The sequence below is a fragment of the Neisseria mucosa genome (genome assembly GCF_003044445.1).
GTDB classification, from domain to species: Bacteria; Pseudomonadota; Gammaproteobacteria; order Burkholderiales; family Neisseriaceae; genus Neisseria; species Neisseria mucosa_A.
Genome location: NZ_POWX01000012.1, coordinates 37,387 through 56,060, shown reverse-complemented (window position 1 = coordinate 56,060; position 18,674 = coordinate 37,387). Strand labels below are relative to the sequence as shown.

13 protein-coding genes and 2 pseudogenes are annotated in these 18,674 nt (G+C 54.3%); 13 read left to right on the top strand and 2 right to left on the bottom strand.

Features of this window, described 5'->3' with window-relative positions; translation table 11 throughout:
* Nucleotides 1-245: 245 nt before the first annotated feature.
* Both hutW and DBY90_RS08015 read left to right on the top strand, forming a co-directional pair.
* Entirely contained in the window at nt 246-2,066 is a 1,821-nt protein-coding gene (hutW, locus tag DBY90_RS08020) for a heme anaerobic degradation radical SAM methyltransferase ChuW/HutW (protein ID WP_107986956.1), read from the top strand.
* 992 nt (nt 2,067-3,058) lie between these two features.
* Entirely contained in the window at nt 3,059-3,679 is a 621-nt protein-coding gene (locus tag DBY90_RS08015; protein ID WP_107986954.1) for an NAD(P)H-binding protein, read from the top strand.
* 388 nt (nt 3,680-4,067) lie between these two features.
* Here DBY90_RS08015 and DBY90_RS08010 read toward each other — a convergent pair whose 3' ends face one another.
* Complete coding sequence (locus DBY90_RS08010; RefSeq protein WP_107986952.1) at nt 4,068-5,348, bottom strand: LysM peptidoglycan-binding domain-containing protein; 1,281 nt, start codon at nt 5,346-5,348, stop codon at nt 4,068-4,070.
* A 281-nt stretch (nt 5,349-5,629) separates the two neighbouring features.
* Between DBY90_RS08010 and def the strand changes: the two genes are divergently transcribed.
* The 3 genes from def to DBY90_RS07990 all read left to right on the top strand — a co-directional run bounded on the left by def (nt 5,630) and on the right by DBY90_RS07990 (nt 8,213).
* Nucleotides 5,630-6,133, top strand: coding sequence for a peptide deformylase (gene def / locus DBY90_RS08005; protein WP_036491081.1), 504 nt, complete (start codon nt 5,630-5,632; stop codon nt 6,131-6,133).
* A gap of 297 nt (nt 6,134-6,430) precedes the next feature.
* Nucleotides 6,431-7,357 (top strand): methionyl-tRNA formyltransferase, encoded by a 927-nt coding sequence (gene fmt, locus DBY90_RS07995; protein WP_070490843.1) that lies wholly within the window; start codon nt 6,431-6,433, stop codon nt 7,355-7,357.
* Between the two features lie 334 nt (nt 7,358-7,691).
* Complete coding sequence (locus tag DBY90_RS07990) at nt 7,692-8,213, top strand: O-acetyl-ADP-ribose deacetylase (RefSeq protein ID WP_070490844.1); 522 nt, start codon at nt 7,692-7,694, stop codon at nt 8,211-8,213.
* A 284-nt stretch (nt 8,214-8,497) separates the two neighbouring features.
* On the opposite strand, the gene DBY90_RS07980 is transcribed toward DBY90_RS07990, so the two are convergent.
* On the bottom strand, nt 8,498-8,782 hold the full coding sequence (locus tag DBY90_RS07980) for a PepSY domain-containing protein (RefSeq protein ID WP_009312691.1): 285 nt from the start codon (nt 8,780-8,782) through the stop codon (nt 8,498-8,500).
* Nucleotides 8,783-8,954: 172 nt separating this feature from the next.
* Between DBY90_RS07980 and rsmB the strand changes: the two genes are divergently transcribed.
* The 8 genes and pseudogenes from rsmB to topA all read left to right on the top strand — a co-directional run bounded on the left by rsmB (nt 8,955) and on the right by topA (nt 18,647).
* A complete protein-coding gene (gene rsmB, locus DBY90_RS07975) occupies nt 8,955-10,214 on the top strand; it encodes a 16S rRNA (cytosine(967)-C(5))-methyltransferase RsmB (protein WP_070492519.1) in 1,260 nt (419 codons plus the stop codon).
* Nucleotides 10,180-10,773, top strand: coding sequence for a DUF4390 domain-containing protein (locus DBY90_RS07970; protein ID WP_009312693.1), 594 nt, complete (start codon nt 10,180-10,182; stop codon nt 10,771-10,773). Before rsmB ends, DBY90_RS07970 begins: the two co-directional genes overlap by 35 nt.
* A gap of 3 nt (nt 10,774-10,776) precedes the next feature.
* Nucleotides 10,777-12,900, top strand: a complete 2,124-nt coding sequence (locus DBY90_RS07965; RefSeq protein ID WP_003760528.1) for a sensor histidine kinase — start codon at nt 10,777-10,779, stop codon at nt 12,898-12,900.
* Nucleotides 12,893-14,176: a sigma-54-dependent transcriptional regulator gene (locus tag DBY90_RS07960; RefSeq protein WP_107824882.1), complete on the top strand. Its 1,284-nt coding sequence runs from the start codon at nt 12,893-12,895 to the stop codon at nt 14,174-14,176. The genes DBY90_RS07965 and DBY90_RS07960 overlap by 8 nt, the downstream gene beginning before the upstream one ends.
* Nucleotides 14,177-14,553: 377 nt before the next feature.
* Nucleotides 14,554-15,477, top strand: a pseudogene (dprA, locus tag DBY90_RS07955) (DNA-processing protein DprA); the annotation flags it as partial.
* Nucleotides 15,478-15,618: 141 nt separating this feature from the next.
* Nucleotides 15,619-15,774: pseudogene (locus tag DBY90_RS13670) on the top strand (DprA-like winged helix domain-containing protein); the annotation flags it as partial.
* A 26-nt stretch (nt 15,775-15,800) separates the two neighbouring features.
* Nucleotides 15,801-16,256 (top strand): Smg family protein, encoded by a 456-nt coding sequence (locus DBY90_RS07950; RefSeq protein WP_003742632.1) that lies wholly within the window; start codon nt 15,801-15,803, stop codon nt 16,254-16,256.
* Between the two features lie 84 nt (nt 16,257-16,340).
* A complete protein-coding gene (gene topA, locus DBY90_RS07945; protein WP_107986950.1) occupies nt 16,341-18,647 on the top strand; it encodes a type I DNA topoisomerase in 2,307 nt (768 codons plus the stop codon).
* Nucleotides 18,648-18,674: the final 27 nt, after the last annotated feature.

Sequence of the window (18,674 nt, the reverse complement as noted above, 5' to 3'; positions counted from 1 at the left end):
TCCCGCACAATGCCGACCTCAAAATTTATAGTGGATTAACTTTAAACCAGTACGGCGTTGCCTCGCCTTGCCGTACTATCTGTACTGTCTGCGGCTTCGTCGCCTTGTCCTGATTTAAAGTTAATCCACTATAGTCAGTTACCGATACTTTTCATTTTCTGTTTCCCCTCGCTATCGTCCCTTGACACTATCGATTGCTAGTGATTTAATTTTCAAATCTGGTTAATAATCATTTTTAATCAAATATGGAACAGCAGCTTGTTTGGACACCGCGCCAATCCGCGCCCAAAGCCTTTCCCGAACGGCAGGCGCTGATGCCGATATGGGGCGGCATACCGATTCCCCGTCCGCAATGGCAAAATATTTGGCGGCAGCAGCTCCCCCATGCCGCCGATTCCGACGCGCTCGCCTATCTGCATATCCCCTTCTGCGCCAACCACTGCGTGTTCTGCGGCTTCTACCGCAACGCGTGGAAAGAGAGTTACAGCAGCGTTTACACCGAAAAAATCATCGAAGAAATGGCGGCGGAAGCAGAAATCCGCCAAGGCAACGGCAAAATCCGCGCGGTCTATTTCGGCGGCGGCACGCCCACCGCGCTGCAAACCCCAGACCTTGCCAGACTCATCCGCGCCTGTTACCAATACCTGCCGATTGCCGACGACTGCGAGTTCACCATCGAAGGCCGCATGAGCCATTTCGACATCGAAAAAGCCCAAGCCTGCGTCGAAGCGGGTGCCAACCGCATTTCCATCGGCGTGCAAACCTTCGACACCGCCATCCGCCGCCGCCTCGGCCGCAAACACGGCGGCGACGAAGCCTTTGCCTATCTGGAAAAACTGTGTGAAATCAACGCCGTCATCGTTGTCGATTTGATGTTCGGCCTGCCCAACCAAACCGACGCCGTTTGGCAAAACGACCTCGAACGCGCCACCGCCCTGCCTTTGTCCGGACTCGATACCTACGCCTTCAACCTCTATCCCATGCTGCCCATCAACCGCATGGTGGAAAAAGGCGCATTTCCCGCCCCGCCGGGTTTCGACGTTCAGGCAGACCAATACGCCTACGCCGTCGAAACGCTGGCACAAAAAGGCTGGAACCAAGTCAGCAACAGCCATTTCGCCTACCCCGGCCGCGGCGAACGCAACCGCTACAATACCCTAGTTAAATCTAATATCCCCTGCTGGGCGTTCGGCTCCGGCGCAGGCGGCAACTTCGGCGGCTTCAGCTATCAGGTGCAGGGCGATTTGGACAGCTACCTCGCCACGCCGACAGGCGAAAAAAACATCGCCTTCATGAGCGGCCACAGCCCGAACAAAATCCTGCTCGGACAAGTGCAGCACGATATGGAAACAGGTCGTCTGAATCCCTCGCTGTTTGACGGCAACGCCGCCGCGCAGAAACTGATTGCCCAATGGCAGGCAATGCAACTCTTTGAAGAACAAGGTTCAGACGGCCTCATCCGCCTGAACACCAGCGGCCGCTACTGGTCGCCCACCCTCATCCGCAAACTCATGCTCACCCTTCCGACTCAAGAAAAGGATCAAACCATGCAAAAACTTTCATCCGAACAACAAATCATGTTGCGCCAATCATTGGAAAAAAATCCCGGCCAAGTGCTCGAAATGCTCGCCGCGCAAAACCAATGCAGCTTTGAAGACGTCATCCGCTGCCTGCCCGAAAACTGCATACGCCAAACCGAAGGCAGCCGCATCGTCGAAATCCTCCAAGCCGTCGCCGCCTGGGACGAAGCCGTCACCTTCATCGCCCACACCCCCGACGCCATCGTCGAAGTCACCGGCAAACTGCCCGGCGGCAAAGTCGGTCGCGGCTTCTACAACTTCGACCACCCCGAAACCGACGGCGGCGTACACGGTCATATCTATTACGAAAACTGCGCCGCCATCTACCTTTTAGAGCGTCCGTTTATGGGCAAAGACACCTGCTCGCTCAACTTCATCAACCGTAACGGCGGCGCCATGTTCAAAATCTTCGTCGGCCGCGACGAAGCAGGCGAACTCAAACAACACCAAATCGAAGCCATGAGAAAACTGTTTGAGGCAGCTTAAAGAGGTTTCAGACGACCTTTGGCTGAAAACCGATAGAAATTGCCGCATTCCTGCGCAAACGAAATCATCTTTCGGCATTGTATAGTGGATTAAATTTAAATCAGGACAAGGCGACGAAGCCGCAGACAGTACAGATAGTACGGCAAGGCGAGGCAACGCCGTACTGGTTTAAAGTTAATCCACTATAAATATCCGATGAAATTCGACAGGCTGCCTGCAAGATTGGTGTTTGTTTCCAAAGTAAGCTCGCGCTTACCGCCCTCTCCCTAACCCTCTCCCACGGGGAGAGGGGATAAATTGGCAGGGAGACTCCAAGTGGCAGAGAATCCAAAAATGGTTGAATCTCAGTATCCTCAATCCCCTCTCCCCGTGGGAGAGGGCATAGCACCAAACCGGCAAGTCAATTCCGCGGGTAAAACCCACGCTACGACAGTTGTTATAAAACCTGTCTCGCCCATTTTCAGACGACCTCAGCTCTGCCTCTGCCGCGAAAGAGAACCAAAAAGAAGTAGCGTGGGCTATGCCCACGACCACGCAGCATCAAACACAACAAGTCGTCTGAAAAAGTAGTATCAACGAAGTTAAAACGAATGCAGCGAGTTTTGTTGAAACCCAAATACAGATTTCAGACGACCTTTGGGTCAAAGTCGCGGGCGAAGCCCACGCTACGACTGCCCCTCATTTTTTGCTTCCATGCCACTTACAGTTTCCCTGCCCACCCATCCCCTCTCCCCGCGGGAGAGGGGATGGGAGAGGGCAAAACCCACGCTACGGCAGTTGTCATGAAACCTACTTTACCCGTTTTCAGACGACCTCAGCTCTGCCGCAAAAGAAAACCAAAAAGAAGTAGCGTGGGCTATGCCCACGACCACGCAGCATCAAACACAACAAGGTCGTCTGAAAAATCAAAAATTCTTACCCCACACAACTCTTCCTCAACAAAGTGGACAAATTATTGAACCCCTTACCATCCGACACACAAAGGAGTCCCCATGCAACTCATCTTCGGCGCCAACGGCCCGTCCGGCCGCGCATTCATCCGCACGCTCACCCATCCCGCCGACACCGTCGCCGTATTAAGAAAGCCGTCTGAAGATTCATTCTTCAGCGAATACCGCATTCAGACGACCGTAGCCGACGCGCTCGATGCCGACGCGCTCGACAAAGTGTTCGCACAATACCGCCCCGACAGCGTCATCAGCTTCGTCGGCGGCAAAAACGAACAAGGCATACGCAGCGACGCACTGGGCAACATCAACATCATCGCCGCAGCCCAGGCCGCCAACCCGCAAGCCCGTTTCATCCTGATTACCAGCATGGGCTGCGGCGAACAATGGGACATGATGAGCGAACCCTTCAAACAAGCCCTCGGCGAAGCCGTCCGTGCCAAAACCGAAGCCGAAATCTACCTCAAACAAAGCAGCCTGAACTGGAGCATCCTCCGCCCCTGCGGCTTGGACAACAGCGAAGACAACCGCCACATCCTGACCGACCACCCCGACGGCATCCCTAAAAACTACATGAGCCGAAACGGACTCGCCGCCGCCGTCGCCACCGTCCTGCAAGACTCCGACAGCATCGGTAAGGTTTACACCGTCGGCGCAGGCAGTTAACACCGCGCCCATAGCCAAACAGGTCGTCTGAAAAGGTTTCAGACGACCTGTTTGATGCATGATTGATTCGATAGGCAATAAGATGTCTGCTTATGACTTGGTGGGGATGAGCGGCAGAAGTTTATCGGCAAATTTAAGAAACAAGTTATCTTGAGGATAAATCGGATTGGGCAGATAGAGCGGGCGATAACAGGAAATGCCGACATCGTCATTCCCGCGCGGGCGGGTATTTGGAGGCTTGGGATTGCGGCAATCTTCATATTTTTCTGAAAAACTCAGGATCAGACTCACGCCTGAGTAGGAATGACAATACGGTGTTGCTTATTCAAAATTTTATGAAAAAACGTCGTCTGAAATTTTCAGACGACGTTTTTTTGCCGGCAATCCATCAATATTTATTGATATTGCTGTGGATATTGTATTGGTTGTGTTCCGTATCGTGGGAATCTTGCGGCTCGTTGCGGACGTGCGGTTTGTCGTCAGACATGTTGTCCAAGTCGCGGCCGGGTTCGGATACGGTGTCGCCGATGTTGATGCTAGTCAGGTTTTCCAAAATGATGGCGGACGAGAGATGTTCGCCGGTGCGGTATACCATAGCCAATGCGGTTTCTTCGGCAGGGATGGAAACATATTTAACGATGTTCTTACGGCCTTTTTTGCCTTCTTCCAAATCGACTTTCACTTGGCGGTCGCGTTTGTAAATGCTCAAGACCGTGCCTTTATCCAAGCCGTCGGCGGAGCCTTTGTTCAGGGTAACGGTTTGGAATTGTCCGGCTTCGTGTACGCCGTCGAGGATGGAGATGACTTTACCGTCGATGTGTTGCGTCGGCGCGTGCGGCATGATTTGGAAAGGCTCGGTTTCGCCGTCCATTTTCAGCAGGAAATCGCCTTTGCGGATTTCGGAAACGGCTTCTTCCACAATCATAGGCTGCGCGGTTTGGGTCGGTACTTTCGCCAGCGGATGCAGGCGGGTGTAGTATTCGCCGTCTTTCAGGTATTTGCGGTCTTCGTCGGAAGCGGAGTCCAGCGCGCTGTTGGTGTAGGGCAGGGTGCTGACGATGCCGCTGAAGACGACTTCTTGTCCGAGGTATTTGCGGGTATCGGGATCGGTCAGGTCTTTGACGGCGCGGTAAACCAGATAGCGGCCGGGTTCGGTAACGCCGTAGGCGTACACGCGTTCGCCTTTGCTGTACATGATGCGGTTGTCAGGACCGTCGATCAGGCGCGGTGCGTCTTGGGTCTTCATTTGGTCGATGAACTGCGGATGTTGCATGAACATGCGGTAGAAGTTCACGTTGACGGTTTGGATGCCGTAGCCTGAAGAGGTTTCGCGGACGCGCGGGCTGAGTTTGATGACCGGAATGCCGTCATTGCCTGCGGAGCCGTTTTCGAAGCCCAGTTGCGGGCGGCCGTTGACGTAGCGCAAAACCAACACCTGACCCGGATAAATCAGATGCGGATTGCGGATTTCGCCGCGGTTTGCGCCCCAAAGGCGGTTCCACTGCCACGGGCTGTACAGATATTTGCTGGAGATGCCCCAGAGTGTGTCGCCGTTTTTCACGACGTAGCGTTGCGGCGCATCGGGGCGCACTTTTAATGAAGCTGCTTGAGCGTGGGCGGAAATTGCCATGCCCGCGACACAAAGCAGGGTTATAATACGTTGTTGCATAACCGTTCCCCTTGAAATTGATTCGGTTTGTCTTTAAATGATAAACGGAGAAAATGAAATGGCCGGGAGTTTGCAAAAAACCGCCGTCCCCCTTTAAAAAACGTCAATAGGCGTTTCGTGCGCATTGAACAGAAATTCATTGACGCATATTTTATCATTGAATGTTAGTGTCATCACGGGAATTGTGAAGACAGGCGCAAAATTTGTATGAAAACACACACAATCTGCTGCCGGACGTGTTTGAATGCGCGTCCCAAGTATTGAAAAACGAAGAGAAAATTATGGCTTTACTGAATATCCTGCAATATCCCGACGAGCGTCTGCACACCGTGGCGAAGCCTGTCGAGCAAGTCGATGAGCGCATCCAAAAGCTGGTTGCCGATATGTTTGAAACCATGTATGAAGCGCGCGGTATCGGGCTGGCGGCGACGCAGGTCGATGTGCATGAGCGCGTGGTTGTGATGGATTTGACCGAAGACCGCAGCGAGCCGCGCGTGTTTATCAACCCCGTCATTATTGAAAAAGACGGCGAAACCACTTACGAAGAAGGCTGCCTGTCCGTGCCGGGCATTTACGACACCGTTACCCGCGCCGAACGCGTCAAGGTCGAGGCTTTGAACGAAAAAGGCGAGAAATTCACGCTGGAGGCGGACGGGCTGTTGGCGATTTGCGTGCAGCACGAGTTGGATCATTTGATGGGCATCGTTTTTGTCGAACGCCTGTCGCAGCTCAAACAGGGTCGGATTAAGACCAAACTGAAAAAACGTCAGAAACACACCATCTAAAAGCCGAATGATACGGTCGAACAGGTCGTCTGAAAGAGGAAAACGGCAGCAAGCCGTTGTTTTTCAAACTTTCAGACGACCTGTCGCAATGTTTGCCGTTGCGCTATATATAGTGGATTAACTAAATCAGGACAGGGCGACGAAGCCGCAGACAGTACAGATAGTACGGAACCGATTCACTTGGTGCTTCAGCACCTTAGAGAATCGTTCTCTTTGAGCTAAGGCGAGGCAACGCCGTACTGGTTTAAAGTTAATCCACTATAGGTCGTCTGAAACCCATTTCCAAGGAGTTTCCCCATGAAAGTCATCTTTGCCGGTACGCCCGATTTTGCCGCTGCCGCCTTAAAAGCCATAGCCGCCGCCGGTTTTGAAATCCCGCTGGTGTTGACCCAGCCCGACCGTCCTAAAGGACGCGGGATGCAGCTTGCCCAGTCTCCCGTGAAGCAGGCCGCATTGGAGTTGGGTTTGCGCGTGGCGCAGCCTGAAAAACTGCGCAACAACGCCGAAGCCCTGCAAATGCTCAAAGAGGTTGAAGCCGACGTGATGGTCGTTGCCGCCTACGGACTGATTCTGCCGCAAGACGTGTTGGATACGCCGAAACACGGCTGCCTCAACATCCACGCCTCGCTGCTGCCCCGTTGGCGCGGCGCAGCGCCGATTCAGCGCGCGATTGAAGCGGGCGATGCCGAGACGGGCGTGTGCATCATGCAGATGGACATTGGTTTGGACACCGGCGATGTGGTCAGCGAACACCGTTACGCCATCCAACCGACCGATACGGCGAATGAAGTACACGATGCGCTGATGAATCTCGGTGCGGCGGCGATTGTTGCTGATTTGCAACAATTAAAAACAGAAGGTCGTCTGAAAAGCGTCAAACAGCCAGAAAAAGGCGTGACTTATGCGCAAAAATTAAGCAAAGAAGAAGCGCGTATCGATTGGAACGAAAGCGCGGCAGTGATTGAACGCAAAATCCGTGCCTTCAACCCCGTCCCCGCTGCGTGGGTGGAATATCAGGGCAAACCAATGAAAATCTGGCGGGCTGAAGTAGTGGCACAACAAGGCAGGGCGGGCGAAGTGTTGTCTTGCTCGGCTGACGGCTTGGTTGTCGCCTGTGGCGAGAACGCACTGAAGATTACCGAATTGCAGCCTTCCGGCAGCAAACGGATGCCGATTGCGGCGTTTGCGGCAGGACATAAGATTGAGGTTGGAACAGTTTTGTAGAAGCCGTTTCGTAAACTAATTTAGAACCAGCCCATCCCTCCATTTCTTAGCTGCCATGCCTTCCTCGCCTACGCAAGGATGAGCTATGGCGGGAATCCATTGAAAATTCCAAGAAACGGGTGCTCGAAAAACGTTGTTGAAGTTCAAAGGTGGATTCCAGCCTGCAAGGGAATGACGGTTGGCGGTAGGTGCTGTATCAAAAAACAGCGGGCCGGTTATTAATTTTCAGACGACCTTTCTTCTGATGATTTAGAGGTCGTCTGAAAATATCGGCAGGGAAACGTTTGGTTTTTATTAAACTGACGACAAGATTCCCCAAGTTTAGGAGTAGATCATGGCAGTGTTTGAAGTAGTCGAAGGCGATATTACGAAACTTGAAGTCGATGCCATCGTGAACGCCGCCAATGCCTCGTTGTTGGGCGGCGGCGGTGTGGACGGCGCGATTCACCGCGCGGCGGGACGAGAGTTGCTGGAAGCGTGCAGACAGTTGAACGGCTGCCGTACGGGCGAGGCGAAAATCACCCAAGGCTACCGGCTGCCGGCGAAATTTGTGATTCACACCGTCGGGCCGGTTTGGTTCGGCGGACACCGCAGCGAAGCGGTCAAGCTGGCGGAGGCGTATCAAAATTCCCTGCTGTTGGCGCAAGAACACGGCATCCACAGCATCGCCTTCCCCTGTATCAGCACAGGCGTGTACCGTTTCCCCGCCGACTTGGCTGCCGAAACCGCTTTGGCGATTTTGAAAAAAACTTTGCCGCAGTGTCCGTCTGTCGAAAAAATCGTTTTCTGTTGCTATTCGCCGCAGGATGCCGAACGCTATCGGGCATTGTTGGAACGGGACGGGGCGGTCGTCTGAAAGTCCCGAATCAGGCAAAACGGCAGATTAAATGTTTTCAGACGACCTTAGGCAACTTGAGGTCGTCTGAAAACAGAAAAGCTGGATATATAGTGGATTAAATTTAAATCAGGACAAGGCGACGAAGCTGCAGACAGTACAGATAGTACGGAACCGATTCACTTGGTGCTTCAGCACCTTAGAGAATCGTTCTCTTTGAGCTAAGGCGAGGCAACGCCGTACTGGTTTAAAGTTAATCCACTATACAGTCCGGCTTCCTATAAGAATCCATTATCAAGAATCGATTAATCGTCGCAGTGGTTGTCGGTGTCGACTCTGATGACGCGGCCGCTTTGTGAAGAAACGTCCACATCGTATTCGGTACAGCCTCTGCGGATTTCGATTTCCCAGCGTCCGTCGCTGTGGTCGATGTCGGTAACGCGGCCGCCGCCGACGCGTTTCTTGGCGATTTTGACGGCTTGCGCTTGGGAGATGGCGCGGGAATGTTTGTGCGGTGCTGCCGCGGCGGTCAGGCTGCCGGAAACGAGTGCGGCGGAAACGGCAAGCAGGGAAAGGGCGCGCAAAGTCATGATGAATCCTTATGTGTGTTGAAAAGAACGGACTATATGGATATTGTCATGAGCGGGCAATCGGATTAACACAATTTGAATCTTGCCCCGAACACCGCCCGAACCGCTTGTGCGGCGTTTACATTTTTAACGAACAAATCGAACCACAGCAGGTATTTAAGGAATTGAATTTATGAGTATGTCCCTCGCCCAAAAACTCGCCGCCGACAGCATTGCGGCAGTCGCCGAAGGGCGTAACCTTCAGGATGTGTTGGCGCAAATCCGCGCGGCGCATCCCGAGCTGACGGCGCAGGAAAACGGCGCGTTGCAGGATATTGCCTACGGCTGCCAGCGTTATTTGGGCAGCTTGAAACATATGCTCGCGCAGATGCTGAAAAAGCCGATTGACAATCCGCAGCTTGAAAGCCTGCTTTTGGCGGCGATGTACCAACTGCATTACACGCGCAACGCGCCTCATGCCGTGGTCAACGAGGCGGTCGAGAGTATCGCGAAAATCGGGCGCGGGCAGTACCGTTCGTTTGCCAACGCGATTTTGCGGCGTTTTTTGCGCGAACGCGACAAGCTCGCGGCTTCGTGCAAAAAAGACGATGTGGCGAAGCACAACCTGCCGCTGTGGTGGGTGGCATACCTGAAAAACCATTATCCGAAACATTGGCACAACATCACCACTGCGCTGCAATCGCATCCTCCGATGACGCTGCGGGTCAACCGACGCCACGGCAATGCCGAATCGTATTTGGAAAAGCTGGCGGCGGAAGGGATTGCGGCCAAGGCGTTGGACGAATATGCGGTAACGCTGGAAGAAGCCGTGCCGGTGAACCGCCTGGCTGGTTTTGCCGAAGGGCTGGTGTCGGTGCAGGATTTCGGCGCGCAGCAGGCGGCGTATCTGTTAAACCCTAAAGACGGTGAGCGAATTTTGGACGCGTGTGCCGCGCCGGGCGGGAAGACGGGGCATATGTTGGAACTGGCGGATTGTCATGTTACCGCTTTGGATATAGACGAAGGTCGTCTGAAAAGGGTGAAGGACAATCTCGACCGTTTGGGGTTTCAGACGACCGCTCTGGCTTGCGCCGATGCGCAGGACTTGGCGGCGTGGTATGATGGAAAGCCTTTCGACGCCATCCTTGCCGACGTGCCGTGTACCGCCTCGGGTGTGGCGCGGCGCAATCCCGACGTGAAATGGCTGCGCCGTCCGACCGATGCCGCCAAAACCGCCCGTCAGCAGGAGGCATTGCTGGACGCGCTTTGGCAAACCCTGACGAAAAACGGCAGAATGCTGCTTGCCACCTGCTCGGTGTTCGTCGAAGAAAACGACGTTCAGTTGCAAAAATTCCTCAACCGCCACGCCGATGCCGAGCTGATCGAATCGCGTGTGCTTTTACCGAACAAACATCAAGATGGCTTTTATTACGCGCTTATCAAAAAGCAGTAAACGGCTGTTTGGAACGCTGTTGCTCGCCCTGTCGCTGAATGCGGCGGCGGAGGGCATCAGCGTGACCCGCTCCGAGGCGAAACTGACCGAGACCGGACAGCTTTCCGTCAGCAGCCGTTTCCGCACCGATTTGCCCGACCAGCTCAAACAGGCACTCCGGCAGGGCGTGCCGTTGAATTTCACTTTGAGCTGGCAGCTTTCTGCGCCTTCCATGCCGTCTTACCGCTTCAAGTTTGACCAGCTGCTCAACAGCGACAACACCATCCACTACAAACTTTCCTTCCATCCGCTGACCAACCGCTACCGTATAACCGTCGGCACGTTTTCCACCGAATACGACACGCTCGATACCGCCTTGCGCGGCGTAGGGGCGGTCGCCAACTGGAAAGTGCTGTCCAAAGGCGCGTTAAGCGGCGTTGCAGCGAAAGATACGCAAGCCGAAATCCGCCTGCTGCTCTCGACGGCGAAGCTGCCCAAACCCTTCCAAATCAACGCATTGACTTCTAAAAACTGGCACTTGGATTCCGGCTGGAAGTCTCTGACCATCTCTCAGGAGTAAACCATGCGCCGCTTTCTCCTGATTGCCGTGTTGGCGGCGGTGGGACTGCTCTACGGACTGACCATTGCAACGGGCAGCACCAGCCCGCTGGCGGAATATTTCTGGTGGATTATCGCCCTGTGTGCGCTGCTGATGCTGGTGTTGGCATCGGTTTTGACGCGCTACGTCCTGCTCCTTATGCGCGACAAAAGCAAGGGCGTGTTCGGTTCGCAGATTGCGCGGCGGCTGTCGGGGATGTTTACGCTGGTGGCGGTATTGCCGGGCGTGTTTCTGTTCGGCATTTCCGCGCAGTTCATCAACGGCACGATTAATTCGTGGTTCGGCAACGATACCCACGAAGCCCTCGAACGCAGCCTGAACTTGAGCAAATCCGCGCTGAATCTGGCAGTGGACAACGCAGTCAGTAATGCTACGCCGGTGCAAATCGACCTGATCAGCACCGCGTCTGTGGACGGCGATTTGGGCAAGGCGCTGAAAAATGCCGCCAAATCGGGCGGCTTTACCCAGCTTTCGCTCTATGATGTCAAAACCCACAAAACCGAGAAAAGTGTCAATCCGCTGAAACTAAACCAACCCGAACTCGACAAAGAAGGATGGGAGAAGCTGGAGCAGACCGGCTCGATACGCAGTTTGGAAAACATAGAAAATGTCTTGTACGCGCAAGGCTGGATGTTGATCGGCGCGCACAACGGACGCGATTACGCCTTGTTTTTCCGTCAGCCCATCCCGCAGGATGTGGCGCAAGATGCGACGCTGATTGAAGCGGCGCGGGCGAAATACGCCGAATTGAGTTATACCAAACAAGGCCTGCAAACCTTCTTCTTGGCGACTTTGCTGGTTGCCGCGCTGTTGGCGATTTTCCTTGCCTTGGTAATGGCGCTGTATTTCGCCCGTCGTTTCGTCGAACCGGTATTGTCGTTGGCAGAAGGCGCAAGGGCGGTGGCGCAGGGCGATTTCAGCCAGAAACGCCCCGTGTTCCGCAACGACGAATTCGGCAGGTTGACCCAGTTGTTCAACCACATGACCGAACAGCTTGCCATCGCCAAAGAAGCCGACGAGAACAACCGCCTGCGCGAAGAAGCGGCGCGCCACTATCTCGAATGCGTGTTGGAAAGTTTGACCACGGGCGTGATTACCTTAGATGCCGAAGGTCGTCTGAAAACCTTCAACAAAGCCGCCGAACGGATTTTGGGCATTGAATTGGTGCCGCTTTGGGGCAGTAACTGGCATGACTGGCGCGGACAATCGCCGCAGCAGACCCTGCTTGCCGAAGTGTTTGCCGCCATTGAAGAAACCGCCAATGCCGCCAAGCCCGTCCAAGTCGAATACGCCGCCCCCGACGACGCGCGGATTCTCTTGGGTAAAGCCACCATCCTGCCCGACGACAACGACAACGGCGTGGTGATGGTGATTGACGACATCACCGTCCTCATCCGCGCCCAAAAAGAAGCCGCTTGGGGCGAAGTGGCGAAACGGTTGGCGCATGAAATCCGCAATCCGCTCACGCCTATCCAACTTTCCGCCGAGAGATTGGCATGGAAATTGCATGATAAATTGGACGAACAACACGCCCAAATCCTCAGCCGTTCGACCGACACCATCGTCAAACAGGTGGCGGCATTGAAAGAAATGGTCGAAGCCTTCCGCAATTACGCCCGCGCCCCGTCGCTGAATTTTGAAAAACACGATTTGAACCGCTTGGTTGAAGAAGTGTTGCTGCTATACGAAGGCGGGGCGTGCCGCTTTGTTCCGAACTTGTCCGACAAACCGCAGCCGATTTCCGCCGATACCACCGCCATGCGGCAGGTGTTGCACAATATTTTCAAAAACGCGGCAGAGGCGGCGGAAGAGGCAGAAGTTCCGCAAGTGAATGTCAGCGTCGGTGAAGATAACGACGGACAGGTTTTATTGACCGTTTGTAACAACGGCAAAGGTTTCAGCAAGGAAATGCTGCATAATGCTTTCGAGCCGTATGTTACCGACAAGCCGACAGGTACGGGTCTGGGATTGCCCGTTGTGAAGAAAATTATCGAAGAGCACGGCGGCCGCATCAGCCTGAGCAATCAGAACGAAGGCGGCGCGTGTGTGAAAATAGCCTTACCCCGATTGGTAGAAACTTATGCGTAGCAGTGATATTTTAATTGTAGATGACGAAGTAGGTATCCGTGACTTGCTCTCGGAAATCCTCCAAGACGAAGGTTATTCCGTGGCTTTGGCGGAGAACGCCGAAGAGGCGCGCCAACTGCGCCACCAGACCCGTCCCGCCATGGTGTTGTTGGACATCTGGATGCCCGACTGCGACGGGATTACCCTGCTCAAAGAGTGGGCGAAAAACGGACAGCTCAACATGCCCGTGGTGATGATGAGCGGACACGCCAGCATCGACACCGCCGTCGAAGCCACCAAAATCGGCGCGCTCGACTTTCTGGAAAAACCGATTGCCCTGCAAAAGCTGCTCTCTACCGTCGACCGCGCCCTCAAACACGGCGAAATGCAGATGGCGGCGGGCTTGTCCTTCGATAAACTCGGCAACAGCCCCGCCATTCAAGAATTCAAGCAACAACTTGAGCCTGCCGTGAAAAAAAGCGGCCCCGTGCTGCTCAGCGGCGAAACCGGTTCGCCGTTTGAAATCGTTGCCCGCTATTTCCACAAAAGCGGCACGCCTTGGGTCGGACTCAGCCGCGTCGAACTCATTGCCGATGCGCCTTTGGAACTGCTGCAAAAAGCATCGGGCGGCACGCTCTATCTCGGTGATGCCGCGCAGTACAGCAAAAACATCCAAAACGGCATCAGTTTCATCCTCGGCAAGGCAGACCGTTACAACGTGCGCGTCATCGTCGCCGGCAGCCATGCCGCCGATGAAAGCCCGGCAGACGCCATAGCCGATGCCAAGTTGTCCGAACTGCTTTCCGGCAACGTCATCAGCATCCCGCCGTTGCGCAGCCAATCCGAAGACATCGCCTTCTTGGTCAACCAAGTTATGACCGAATTGGCGGACAGCGAAAAAATCCAGCCCGTCAAATTCAGCAACGGCTCACTGACCGTCCTGTGCCAATACAACTGGCCGGGCAATTTCGACCAGCTCCGCAGCGTCGTGAAAAACCTGATGCTGGAAGCGGACGGACAAGAAGTCCACGAGCAGGCGGTCGTTGCCGCATTGGGGCAAAAACGGGCGACAGTCGCTACCGAAATCGTCGGCGGTTTCAACTTCAATATGCCTTTGCGCGAACTGCGTGAAGAATTGGAACGCCGCTATTTCGAATACCACATTGCCCAAGAGGGGCAAAACATGAGCCGCGTCGCCCAAAAAGTCGGCTTGGAGCGCACGCACCTCTACCGCAAACTCAAACAATTAGGCATCAGCGTTTCCCGCCGCAGCACAGCGGAAAAAGCAGAAGAGTAGGGCGGCAGTAGGATAAAAGGTCGTCTGAAAGCATACGGCACGCCGCGGTATGTTTTCAGACGACCTTGTTTGCCATTAATCTGTTCGCTTTTGCCGTATAGCCGACTCATTTTTGACGTAAGGTGCGGCAAGCATCCAAATAACGGATATTTCTGCCGTATCGTGTAGAATATAAAAATATTACAAAAGTTACTAACGGGCTGTCGGCTGTTCGGCAGCATTCTCATAACGGTGAGCGGACACGAAACCGGAAGCTGGCACGGGAACGCTGTATCGGTTTAAAGTTCGCCGGCTGTATCTTTAAATACTGACATTTATCCGCTTTCAGACGACCTCCCGAACAAAGGTCGTCTGAAAACAACAAGGGGACACAATTCATGACGGAAAACGACCGCCTTGCCTGGCTGCAACTGGCGTTTATGCCTTATGTCGGCGCAGAGGGTTTCTTGCTCCTGCTGCAACGTTTCGGCAGCGCGAAAGCCGCGCTGGATGCTCCGGCGGAGCAAATCGCCGCGATAGTGCGCCACAAGCAAGCAGCCGAATCTTGGCGCAAAGCGGAAAAACGGGCGTTGGCGCAAAAGGCTGCGGAAGCGGCGTTGCAATGGGAAACGCAGGACGGCTGCCGTTTGTTGCTGCTGCAAGACGGAGATTTTCCTGAAATGTTGACGCAGGGCATTACCGCGCCGCCGGTTTTGTTCTTGCGCGGCAACGTGCAACTGCTGCACAAACCTTCCGCCGCCATTGTCGGCAGCCGCCATGCCACGCCGCAGGCGATGCGGATTGCCAAAGATTTCGGCAGGGCGTTGAGTGAACAGGATATTCCCATTGTGTCGGGCATGGCTTCGGGTATCGACACCGCCGCCCATCAAGGCGCGTTGCAGGCAGGCGGCGGCACCATCGCCGTCTGGGGAACGGGCATAGACCGCATTTACCCGCCGTCCAATAAAAACCTTGCCTATGAAATCGCGGAAAAAGGATTGATTGTCAGCGAGTTTCCGTTGGATACGCGGCCGTTTGCGGGCAACTTCCCGCGCCGCAACCGCCTGATTGCCGCGTTGTCGCAGGTTACGCTGGTGGTCGAAGCCGCGTTGGAATCTGGTTCGCTGATTACCGCCAAGCTGGCGGCGGAGATGGGGCGGGAGGTGATGGCGGTACCCGGTTCGATAGATAATCCGCACAGCAAAGGCTGTCACAAACTGATTAAAGACGGGGCAAAACTGGTGGAATGTTTGGACGACATCCTTCACGAATGTCCGGGACTATTGCAAAATGCGGCAGTTCCATCATATTCTATAAATAAGAAAAACAAAAAAACGGAAAAACGCACTGCCGTTAAAGAGACGTCGTCTGAACCTGTTTTGCCGTTTTCAGACGACCTTCATGTCCAAAAACAGCCGGCGCAAGCCAATACGGTTGCCGCACCGACGTCAGAAGACGAGTTGCTGAACGCGATGGGTTACGACCCCGTCCATCCCGATATATTGGCGCAGCAAACCGCATGGGCGGCGGCAGACGTTTACGCCCGACTGCTGGAATACGAACTCGACGGCATCGTCGCCGCCTTGCCGGGCGGACGCTATCAGCGCATAAAAGCATAATTCGATTCATTCATTAAGGAACCAGCATGACAGAAGTCATCGCCTATCTCATCGAACACTTCCAAGATTTCGACAATTGCCCGCCGCCGGAGGATTTGGGCCGCCTGTTGGAAGATGCGGGTTTTGACGTAACGGAAATCGGCAATACGCTGATGATGATGGAAGTGTTGTTCAACACGTCCGAATTCGCCGCTGCGCCGTTTGACAGCCATGCCCTGCGCGTGTATTGCAACGAGGAAGTGGAAAACCTGCCGCAGGAAGTCATGGGGCTGATGCAGTATCTGGTTGCCGAACGCGCCATCACTTACGAGCAGCGCGAAATCGTCATCCACGCCCTGATGCACATCCCGCCCGAAGAAATCACGCTCGATACGGCGAAAGTGCTGGTGTTGCTCTTGTTGTGGGCGCACAAAAGCGAATTGCCCGTCTTAATCGGCGACGACCTGATGGGCGCGCTCAACGGCAAAGCAACCATGCATTAAACCTTTTCAGACGACCTTTTGACGCAGCTTGTTCAGAAAGGTCGTCTGAAACGCATCATCCAATACATTAAAAGAGAACAAACAATGGCGAAAAACCTCTTAATCGTCGAATCACCGTCCAAAGCCAAAACCCTGAAAAAATACCTTGGCGGCGATTTCGAAATTCTGGCCTCCTACGGCCACGTCCGCGACCTCGTCCCCAAAAACGGTGCCGTCGATCCCGAACACGACTTCGCCATGAAATACGAGCTGATCAAACGCAACGCCAAACACGTCGATGCGATTGTCGCGGGAGCCAAAGAAGCCGAAAACATCTACCTCGCAACCGACCCGGATAGGGAAGGCGAAGCGATTTCCTGGCATCTTTTTGAAATCCTCAAATCCAAACGCGGCCTGAAAAACATCAAGCCGCAGCGTGTCGTGTTCCACGAAATCACCAAAAACGCCGTGCTCGATGCCGTCGCCAACCCGCGCGAAATCGAAATGGACTTGGTCGATGCGCAACAAGCCCGCCGAGCTTTGGACTATCTGGTCGGTTTCAACCTCTCGCCGTTGCTGTGGAAAAAAATCCGCCGCGGTTTGAGTGCAGGCCGTGTGCAAAGTCCTGCCCTGCGTCTGATTTGCGAACGCGAAAACGAAATCCGCGCGTTTGAAGCGCAGGAATATTGGACGGTGCATCTCGACAGCCACAAAGGCCGCAGCAAGTTTACCGCCAAACTCGTCCAATACAACGGCGCGAAACTCGAACAATTCGACCTGCCGAACGAAGCCGCGCAAGCCGATGTGTTGAAAGAACTCGAAGGCAAAGAGGCCGTCGTTACCGCCATCGAAAAGAAAAAGCGCAGCCGCAATCCCGCCGCGCCGTTTACGACATCAACCATGCAGCAGGATGCCGTGCGCAAACTCGGCTTCACTACCGACCGCACCATGCGTACCGCCCAGCAGCTTTACGAAGGTATAGACGTAGGGCAGGGTGCCATCGGTTTGATTACCTATATGCGTACCGACAGCGTGAATTTGGCAGATGAAGCATTAACCGAAATCCGCCATTACATCGAAAACAAAATCGGCAAAGAATATCTGCCGAGTGCCGCCAAACAATACAAAACCAAATCCAAAAACGCCCAAGAAGCGCACGAAGCCATCCGTCCGACTTCCGTGTACCGCACGCCCGAAAGTGTCAAACCCTTCCTGAGCGCAGACCAGTTCAAACTCTATCAAATGATTTGGCAGCGCACCGTCGCCTGTCAGATGACGCCCGCCAAATTCGACCAAACCACCGTCGATATTACCGTCGGTAAAGGCGTATTCCGCGTAACCGGACAAGTGCAAACCTTCGCAGGCTTCCTCAGCGTTTACGAAGAAAGCAGCGACGATGAAGAAGGCGAAGACAGCAAAAAACTGCCCGAAATGAGCGAAGGCGACAAATTGCCCGTGGACAAACTCTACGGCGAGCAACACTTCACCACCCCGCCGCCGCGTTACAACGAAGCCACGCTGGTTAAAGCTCTCGAAGAATACGGCATCGGCCGCCCCTCGACCTACGCCAGCATCATCTCCACGCTCAAAGACCGCGAATACGTTACCCTTGAGCAAAAACGCTTCATGCCCACCGACACAGGCGACATCGTCAACAAATTCCTGACCGAACATTTCGCCCAGTACGTCGATTACCACTTCACCGCCAAACTCGAAGACCAGCTCGACGAAATCGCCGACGGCAAACGCCGCTGGATTCCTGTGATGGACAAATTCTGGAAACCGTTCATCAAACAAGTGGAAGAAAAAGAGGGCATCGAACGCGCCAAATTCACCACGCAGGAACTCGACGAAACCTGCCCCAAATGCGGCGAACACAAACTGCAAATCAAGTTCGGCAAAATGGGCCGCTTCGTTGCCTGCGCCGGTTATCCAGAGTGCAGCTACACCCGCAACGTCAACGAAACCGCCGAAGAAGCCGCCGAGCGCATCGCCAAAGCTGAAGCCGAACAAGCCGAACTCGACGGGCGCGAGTGCCCCAAATGCGGCGGACGGCTGGTGTACAAATACAGCCGCACCGGCAGCAAATTCATCGGCTGCGCCAACTACCCCAAATGCAAACACGTCGAGCCGCTGGAAAAACCGAAAGACACCGGCGTCCAATGCCCGCAATGTAAAAAAGGCAACCTCGTCGAACGCAAATCCCGCTACGGCAAACTGTTTTACAGTTGCAGCACCTATCCCGACTGCAACTACGCCACTTGGAATCCGCCCGTCGCCGAAGAATGCCCGAACTGCCATTGGCCGGTTTTAACCATCAAAACCACCAAACGCTGGGGCGTGGAAAAAGTCTGCCCGCAAAAAGAATGCGGTTGGAAAGAGCAGATTGAACCGCCTGCACCGAAAGAGTGAGATTAGGTTGGTTTGAAAGAGAAAAGG